9 protein-coding genes are annotated in these 8,245 nt (G+C 41.9%); 5 read left to right on the top strand and 4 right to left on the bottom strand.

Annotated elements, in window-relative coordinates:
- The 4 genes from WCP75_RS02045 to rpsL form a co-directional block, all read right to left on the bottom strand.
- Positions 1-126: GTP-binding protein (locus WCP75_RS02045; RefSeq protein ID WP_336276431.1), on the bottom strand; the 126-nt coding region annotated here is incomplete at its 3' end.
- A gap of 63 nt (positions 127-189) precedes the next feature.
- Positions 190-2,274 carry an elongation factor G gene (fusA, locus tag WCP75_RS02040; protein ID WP_336276598.1) on the bottom strand — a complete coding sequence of 695 codons (2,085 nt, stop codon included), beginning with the start codon at positions 2,272-2,274 and terminating at the stop codon, positions 190-192.
- A 22-nt stretch (positions 2,275-2,296) separates the two neighbouring features.
- Positions 2,297-2,767 (bottom strand): 30S ribosomal protein S7, encoded by a 471-nt coding sequence (gene rpsG / locus WCP75_RS02035; RefSeq protein ID WP_336276579.1) that lies wholly within the window; start codon positions 2,765-2,767, stop codon positions 2,297-2,299.
- A gap of 18 nt (positions 2,768-2,785) precedes the next feature.
- Positions 2,786-3,157 (bottom strand): 30S ribosomal protein S12, encoded by a 372-nt coding sequence (gene rpsL, locus WCP75_RS02030; protein ID WP_336276578.1) that lies wholly within the window; start codon positions 3,155-3,157, stop codon positions 2,786-2,788.
- 501 nt (positions 3,158-3,658) lie between these two features.
- Between rpsL and xth the strand changes: the two genes are divergently transcribed.
- The 5 genes from xth (at position 3,659) to WCP75_RS02005 (ending at position 7,866) form a co-directional block, all read left to right on the top strand.
- Positions 3,659-4,441: an exodeoxyribonuclease III gene (gene xth, locus WCP75_RS02025; protein WP_336276597.1), complete on the top strand. Its 783-nt coding sequence runs from the start codon at positions 3,659-3,661 to the stop codon at positions 4,439-4,441.
- Positions 4,442-4,593: 152 nt separating this feature from the next.
- Positions 4,594-5,499, top strand: coding sequence for a transporter substrate-binding domain-containing protein (locus WCP75_RS02020; protein ID WP_336276577.1), 906 nt, complete (start codon positions 4,594-4,596; stop codon positions 5,497-5,499).
- A gap of 137 nt (positions 5,500-5,636) precedes the next feature.
- Positions 5,637-6,389 (top strand): amino acid ABC transporter permease, encoded by a 753-nt coding sequence (locus tag WCP75_RS02015; protein WP_336276576.1) that lies wholly within the window; start codon positions 5,637-5,639, stop codon positions 6,387-6,389.
- A gap of 2 nt (positions 6,390-6,391) precedes the next feature.
- On the top strand, positions 6,392-7,108 hold the full coding sequence (locus WCP75_RS02010; protein ID WP_336276575.1) for an amino acid ABC transporter permease: 717 nt from the start codon (positions 6,392-6,394) through the stop codon (positions 7,106-7,108).
- An 11-nt stretch (positions 7,109-7,119) separates the two neighbouring features.
- Positions 7,120-7,866 (top strand): amino acid ABC transporter ATP-binding protein, encoded by a 747-nt coding sequence (locus WCP75_RS02005; RefSeq protein WP_336276574.1) that lies wholly within the window; start codon positions 7,120-7,122, stop codon positions 7,864-7,866.
- Positions 7,867-8,245 lie beyond the last annotated feature (379 nt).

Raw genomic sequence — 8,245 nt, 5'->3', positions numbered from 1 at the left:
ATACGCCTTAAATTCACCAAAATACTTGGTGATCGCCGCAGTCAGAGAGGTCTTCCCATGATCAACGTGACCAATCGTACCAATGTTAACATGCGGCTTCTTACGTTCAAATTTGCTCTTCGCCATTTTGAGCTCTCCATATTTTGTCCAAATTGAGGACCAAGTTAAAAATTAACCGCGTAACCAAAATTACGCATATTTCTTCTGAATCTCCAAAGCAACAGCCGAAGGGACAGGCTCATAGTGATCGAACTGCATTGTATACTGGGCACGCCCCTGACTCATTGAGCGAAGATTATTCACATAACCGAACATATTCGCCAAAGGAACCATCGCATTCACCACTGTCGCTATACCACGAGCCTCGGTTCCTGAAATCTGACCTCGGCGAGAATTCAAATCCCCAATAATATCACCCACATAATCCTCCGGAGTCACAACCTCCACCTTCATGATAGGCTCAAGAAGTTGCGCACCAGCTTTTTTTGCACCATCCCGAAAAGCCGCACGAGCAGCAATTTCAAAAGCCAAAACAGAAGAGTCAACATCGTGATAAGCACCATCAACCAAAGTGGCTTTCACGCCAAGCATAGGAAAGCCCGCAAGAGGCCCCGACCCCATAACGCTCTCAATCCCTTTCTGAACACCAGGAACATATTCTTTCGGAACAGCCCCCCCCACAATTTTTGACTCAAATATAAAATCGTCACCATCATGAGGCTCAAAAATAATCTTCACACGCGCAAATTGTCCAGCACCACCAGACTGTTTCTTATGGGTATAATCAATTTCTGCAATTTTCGTAATCGACTCACGATAAGCAACCTGAGGCTGTCCAATATTAGCCTCAACCTTAAACTCACGCCGCATGCGATCAACTATGATATCGAGATGAAGCTCGCCCATACCAGCTATAATTGTTTGACCCGATTCTTCATCCGATTTAACGCGAAAAGAAGGATCCTCAGCAGCCAAACGATTAAGCGCAATACCCATTTTCTCTTGATCAGCTTTTGTTTTCGGCTCAATCGCAATTTCAATAACGGGATCAGGAAACTCCATTCGCTCCAAAACAACAGGTTTCAAAGGGTCACAAAGAGTATCACCCGTTGTAGTCTCTTTAAGCCCCGCAAGAGCAACAATGTCACCCGCAAACGCCTCTTCAATATCTTCACGAGAATTTGAGTGCATCTGAAGCATACGGCCCAAACGCTCTCTCTTCCCTTTCACTGTATTTCCGAGGGAAACACCCTTTTGAACTTTACCAGAATAAATACGGCAAAAAGTCAATGATCCAACAAATGGGTCATTCATAATTTTAAAAGCAAGCATAGAAAGCGGAGCATCATCCGAGGACTCACGCACGGTTTCAGACCCAGTCTTTACATCAATGCCGGCAATCGCCGGTATATCAACCGGAGAAGGAAGATAAAAAACAACTGCATCTAAAAGCGGTTGGACACCTTTATTCTTGAAAGCAGTACCACAAAGAACAGGATGAAACTGAACCTCTATCGTCCCCTTACGGATAAGAGCAACAAGCTCTTCATTCGTTGGCATCACACCTTCCAAATAAGCTTCCATCGCCGCTTCATCAACCTCGACAGCCATCTCGATTAATTTTTCGCGATACTCCTCTGCCTTCTCTTTCAAATTAGATGGAATATCACCTACCACTGCAGGAGAACCAATAACACCATCCCATTTCAGTGCCCGCATTTCTACAAGGTCAACAACACCCTCAAAATCATTTTCAGAACCAATTGGCAATTGAACGACAAGCGCTTTTGCCCCCAAACGAGAGCCGACCATCTCCACACTGCGATAAAAATCCGCTCCTATCTTATCCATCTTATTAACAAAAACCATACGCGGCACATGATATTTTTCAGCTTGACGCCAAACGGTCTCCGTCTGAGGCTCAACACCAGCATTAGCATCCAACAAAGCTATCGCACCATCGAGGACACGTAGAGAACGCTCAACCTCAATTGTAAAGTCAACGTGTCCTGGCGTATCAATAATATTAAAACGTCGCCTCCGACCATCGCGACCTTCCCAAAACGTCGTCGTCGCTGCAGATGTAATCGTAATACCACGCTCTTGCTCTTGTTCCATCCAATCCATGGTAGAGGCACCATCATGCGTCTCACCAACTTTATGATTCTTCCCTGTATAGAACAAAATACGCTCGGTCATAGTGGTCTTGCCGGCATCAATGTGCGCCATGATACCAAAATTACGATAGTCTTCAATCTTATATTCACGAGCCATCATACTTGCCTTAGTCTAAAAATTACCAGCGATAATGAGAAAACGCCCGATTGGCTTCTGCCATACGATGAACATCTTCACGCTTTTTCACTGCAGAGCCACGATTATTAGCCGCATCCACCAACTCACCAGAAAGACGATCAACCATAGTCGTCTCACTACGACCACGCGCCGCTGCAATCAACCAACGAATAGCGAGGGCCTGACGGCGGTCTGGACGAACATCAATCGGAACCTGATAAGTTGCACCACCAACACGACGCGAACGAACCTCAATATGAGGAGCAACATTCTCCAATGCCTTATGGAATAAAGCCACAGGATCTGATTTAACCTTACCCTCTACAACATCAAGCGCACCATAAACAATACGCTCTGCAACCGACTTCTTTCCATCAAACATGATGGCATTCATAAATTTTGTAATAACCAAATCACCAAATTTAGGATCTGGATTAATTTCACGTTTTTCTGCTCTATGGCGACGGGACATTAGCTTTGTCTTTCAATATCATTTTGGACGCTTAGCGCCATATTTCGAACGACGCTGCTTACGATTTTTCACACCTTGTGTATCAAGTAACCCACGAATAATGTGGTAACGAACTCCCGGCAAATCTTTCACACGACCGCCACGAATCATCACAACAGAGTGCTCTTGGAGATTATGCCCCTCCCCAGGGATATAACCAATCACCTCAAACCCATTTGTTAAACGAATCTTAGCAACCTTACGAAGAGCAGAGTTCGGTTTCTTTGGCGTTGTTGTATAGACACGCGTACAAACGCCCCGCTTCTGAGGATTTGCCTGAAGAGCGGGAACCTTATTACGCTTAACAGGCACTGCACGTGGCTTACGGATCAACTGGTTTACGGTAGGCATGCAACCTTCCTTCTTTTTACATTCGTCTCATTACTCACTGGGCTATTTCTCCCACTATTCCGACGCAAATTAGCAAAAAATACCCAACCCGATATACGGAACCGGGCACGACTGTCATTGACAGTTTACCCGAACATAAGCAGAGAAGGCAACAGCCTCTTGCACCGGCATTTACTTTTATTTTTCAAACCCCACCAGATCGACCACAGAAATAAAGATAAAAATTCCGATCACCCTGGAATCAGTCACTCTGACTTTTAGCGAGAACACGTACATTCGTCAAGAACTAAACATCATAAGGTCTGCAAAAAATAGATTAACATTGTGACTATAATATGCAATCATGGCATTTAGAATTCGACTTTTAGGGGCCCTTGATAATTCTAATCGCCGTAGTATTAATGGTGAGGGGTGTAAAGGACAGTGGTACAAGGGGGCGCTTTTATGGCAGTTCGACGCGGTGACTTACCAAATTATAGCGAGATATCTGAGGCGAACATCATGAAAATAGCGACGTGGAACATCGCAGGCATAAAAGCACGGCACGAAACGTTATACAAGTGGTTGCAGCAAAATCAGCCAGATGTGGTCTGTCTACAAGAAATTAAAAGCACTGATGAAAATTTACCACGCGATGCAATTGAAGGTTTAGGTTACCATATAGCAGTACACGGACAAAAAAGTTTTAACGGTGTTGCGATTCTTTCAAAAAAAACACCAGATGAAGTTATTCGCCGATTACCAGGAGATGATAACGATGAACAGGCACGTTACATCGAAGCCGTTTATTCGGTAAATAAAATGGCTGTTCGTATAGCGTCTCTTTACCTTCCAAATGGTAACCCGATCGATGGTGAAAAGTACATCTACAAAGCGGAGTGGATGAAGAGATTTTATACGCATGCAAAGTCATTACTCGCATACGAAGAGCCCCTCGTGTTAGCTGGAGATTATAATGTTATCCCTACCCCGTTGGATGCAAAAAATCCTCAGGAATGGAATGATAACGCTTTGTTTCTTTTACAAACGAGACACGCATTTCAGCGCATCATCCACTTGGGCTACTACGATGCCATCCGCAGCGTTACAGATGAACCATCATTCAGCTTTTGGGATTTTCAAGCCGGAGCGTGGCCTAAAAATAACGGTATCCGCATAGATCATCTGCTGTTATCGCCGGAAGCCACCGACAAGCTTGTACATGCTTATAGCCAAACCGAAGTAAGGGGATATCAAAAACCATCAGACCACGCTCCCGTCTGGGTTCATCTTGACCTTGGTTAATTGATGATAACCTTCGGACTATTTTTAAGGAATCAAAAAATATGCCACTTAGGGTAATAAATGTGTTACACAATGCAAACAGCATTATACTTTAAAATGGCGTTATACCTTTAATAAGAATAATAAAAGATCGTAAATGAATGGAGGAGAAAATGAAAAAATCGCTGTTGATGTTTGTTGCGGCAACGACCATGGGGCTAACGAGCGTTGCGCAAGCTGGGAATGACACCCTTGAAAGAATAAAAGCAACAGGAAGAGTAACTTTGGGCGTTCGTGAATCATCGGGATTAGCCTATACTCTCGGTAATGGGCAGTATGTAGGGTTCCACACAGAGATGGCAAAGCGTATCATTGATGATATTGCAAAAAAAATCGGCAAACCAATTAAAATTAGTTATCAGCCCATAACGTCGCAAAATAGGATACCTCTACTTCAAAACAGTACTTATGACTTTGAGTGCGGTTCAACGACAAATGATATTGCTCGTAGCAAAGAAGCAGCATTCGCGCATACCACTTACGTTGAGGAAGTTAGAATCGCAGTAAAAAAAGACTCCAATATTAAATCTCTTAATGATTTAAATGGAAAAACAATCGCGACAACTACAGGGACAACATCCGTCAGGCTTCTTCGTAGAAATCAACGTGCAAAAGGCGTTAATTTCAATGTTGTGAAAGGAAAAGATCACGGAGATAGTTTTTTGTTGCTAGAATCTGGCCGCGCAGATGCATTTGTCATGGACGCTTCAATTCTTGCGGGACACATTGCTAAATCAAAGAATCCATCCGATTATGTCATTCTTGATGCTTCACTTTCGGTAGAACCTATCGCTTGTATGCTTCGGTTGAATGATGAAGGTTTGGAGGAAATGATCAATCAAAGCATTACGCGCCAAATTCAGGATGGATCGCTTGAAGAACTTTATAATAAGTGGTTTATGAAGCCGATTCCACCCGCAAATGTCGTTATCAATCTTCCCTTATCAAAATTAACAAAATACGCTTGGGAACACCCAAATAACGAACCTCGCGAAAATTACGCAGAAAATAATTTGTAAAATTTAGAAACATAGCCATTCTCTTTGAGAATTGGGGGTGGTTGTGTTTTTGTATGGTTTTAAATAAATTTTAGCATGCGTGAGCGCAGATTTTTCTCGTCCTGTACGCAAGTAACTATTTGAGGAAACATTAATTGATGGACTTTTCCTTCCTTTGCACAGATGATCTCAGCCAGATGCCAGTAGCTGGATGCTTTGGAATCCCTGGTGTAAGTCATACTTATCTAGATACACTCATCGACGGACTCAAAAATACAGTTATATTATCTATTTCTTCACTGATCTTGGCCGTAGTTCTGGGCGTCGTGATAGGAACGATGCGTACTTTGCCAAATACATCTGTGACCCGTTGTTTATTTCGCACTGTAGCAGGTATTTGGGTAGAAATCATGCGAAACATCCCTCTACTTGTTCAGGTGTTTTTTTGGTATTTTGTCGTTCCTAAAATTTACCCGCCAGCGATGAATCTGCCGCCCATTTTGTTGACGACATGCGCCTTGGGGTTCTTCACATCCGCACGCATTGCAGAACAAGTCCGTTCGGGAATTGAATCCATCCCTTCGGGGCAACGCTACGCAGCTATGGCACTGGGCTTTACGACTTATCAAAGTTACCGCTACGTCATATTACCACGCGCTGTACGTACGATCATCCCCCCACTCACCTCAGAAGCGATGGGCGTAGTAAAGAATTCATCTATAGCATTTGCCGTTTCAATAAATGAACTCATGCAATTCCAATATCAGACGATCGAGGAAATAAGTCATGTTTATGAAAATTACCTCCTCATCACTGTCCTCTATATCTTGATCGCTTTGTTCGTATTCATAATTATGACGCTAATTGAGCAAATGCTTAAAATTCCTAGTTTTCAAATACGGGGACGTTAAATATGATAGATTTCATGGGCTCTCAGTTTGAATTTTACTTTCCTTTTAATTTTTCAGACTTCGATTTTTCGTTCTTCACTTTTGATATATTCTATTCTTATATTCTTCCAGGACTGCTCTTCAGTATTTTTTTAACTGTTTTCGCTACAATATTTGGGCTAATTTTCGGCACATTGTTGGCGATGATGCGGCTTTCTTCTATTAAATTGTTTTCTTGGTTTGCAATAGTTTACATAACTGCCATGCGCTCAATACCACTTGTTATGGTTATTTTGTGGTTTTTTGTGCTTTTACCCTTTTTAACTGGCATATCAATTGGTGCGAATAAATCTGCGTTAATTACTTTTACTGCATTTGAAACTGCCTATTTTGCCGAAATTATGCGTGCTGGAATAAACTCAGTTCCGCAAGGGCAAAAATACGCCGGGCAAGCTCTCGGAATGACATACTGGCAAAATATGTACACCGTGATCCTTCCTCAAGCTTTTAGAGATATGCTCCCGGTCTTTTTAACGCAAGTTATCATCCTCTTCCAAGATACGACTCTTGTCTATGCAATCAGTGGCAACAGCCTATTAAACGGCTTTGATATTGTCGCCAACAATTTTGGTGCAAAGCAGGAAGCCTACGTCTTAGCGGCTGTTTTCTACTTTGTCATCTGTTTTACATTATCGCAGGTGGTTATACATCTGCAGAAAAAAATATCTATTATTCGCTAACAGGAAAAAAAATGTCTACTCAAATGATCGAAATAAAAAACGTCTCCAACTGGTATGGAAAAACTAACGTTTTAAAAAACTGTACAACCAGCATCAATAAAGGAGAAGTCGTTGTAGTCTGTGGGCCATCAGGATCGGGTAAATCAACGCTCATTAAAACCATCAATGCTTTGGTACCTTTTCAAAAAGGTGAAATTTGGGTTGATGGAACACCAATTCACTCAAAGCAGACTAATTTATCCAAATTGCGGAGTCGCGTGGGAATGGTCTTTCAGCATTTTGAGCTCTTTCCACACTTATCTGTTACAGAAAATCTAACGATTGCGCAAATAAAAGTTTTAAAACGTAGCAAAAAAGAAGCGTTAGAACGTGGCTTATTGTATCTTGAACGCGTCGGGATTCTCGAACATAAAGATAAGTATCCGGGCCAGCTTTCTGGAGGTCAACAACAACGTGTTGCTATTGCACGTGCCTTAACTATGGATCCACTTGTCATGCTCTTTGACGAGCCTACATCCGCTCTAGATCCTGAAATGGTAGGTGAAGTGCTAGACGTCATGGTAAGTTTAGCTGAAGAAGGCATGACAATGATTTGTGTAACTCATGAAATGGGATTTGCTCAAAAAGTATCGGAGCGTGTTATTTTTATGGATCAAGGAAAAATCCTTGAAGACTGTTCGTCCGAGGATTTTTTTTCTGACCCGCAAGCGAGAACGCCACGCGCACAAGAATTCCTGTCTAAAATACTCAGTCACTAATTGTCCTGGACATTATGAACAACACAGTCGGTTTTGTTTGAACTTAACATACTGAGAATGTTACTGCGAAGTGCCTAGAAATTTTTTGATGTATAATCTATCTACAACGTCGTCGTTAGTTCTGGTAGTTTGTCATGAATGGTAAAAGTTGCGTATTTTTGTACACTTAAATTATTAACACCTGAAACGATGAGTGGTATCGCTGTTTAAGCAGTACTCCTGAGTGCATCGTATTTTCCGTTATGATTTATGCAAAAGAGAGACAATGAAAATCGAATTTTTAGATGATTGATAAAAATTTTTTGTGTAATTTGAAAATCCACTTAATAGACTAAGGTCGTGGTTTTTACTTTTTGGATTAAGATTATTAACATATTTT

It is taken from the genome of Bartonella numerosa, assembly GCF_037070845.1.
GTDB lineage: Bacteria > Pseudomonadota > Alphaproteobacteria > Rhizobiales > Rhizobiaceae > Bartonella.
This window is presented reverse-complemented; position numbering and strand designations above follow the sequence as displayed.

Bases quoted from the DNA above. Each gene is read 5' to 3' on its own strand.
- WCP75_RS02005 (WP_336276574.1), top strand. From the start codon at position 7,120: ATGTCTACTCAAATGATCGAAATAAAAAACGTCTCCAACTGGTATGGA.
- xth (WP_336276597.1), top strand. From the start codon at position 3,659: ATGAAAATAGCGACGTGGAACATCGCAGGCATAAAAGCACGGCACGAA.
- WCP75_RS02015 (WP_336276576.1), top strand. From the start codon at position 5,637: ATGGACTTTTCCTTCCTTTGCACAGATGATCTCAGCCAGATGCCAGTA.
- WCP75_RS02020 (WP_336276577.1), top strand. From the start codon at position 4,594: ATGAAAAAATCGCTGTTGATGTTTGTTGCGGCAACGACCATGGGGCTA.
- WCP75_RS02010 (WP_336276575.1), top strand. From the start codon at position 6,392: ATGATAGATTTCATGGGCTCTCAGTTTGAATTTTACTTTCCTTTTAAT.
- fusA (WP_336276598.1), bottom strand. From the start codon at position 2,274: ATGGCTCGTGAATATAAGATTGAAGACTATCGTAATTTTGGTATCATG.
- rpsL (WP_336276578.1), bottom strand. From the start codon at position 3,157: ATGCCTACCGTAAACCAGTTGATCCGTAAGCCACGTGCAGTGCCTGTT.
- rpsG (WP_336276579.1), bottom strand. From the start codon at position 2,767: ATGTCCCGTCGCCATAGAGCAGAAAAACGTGAAATTAATCCAGATCCT.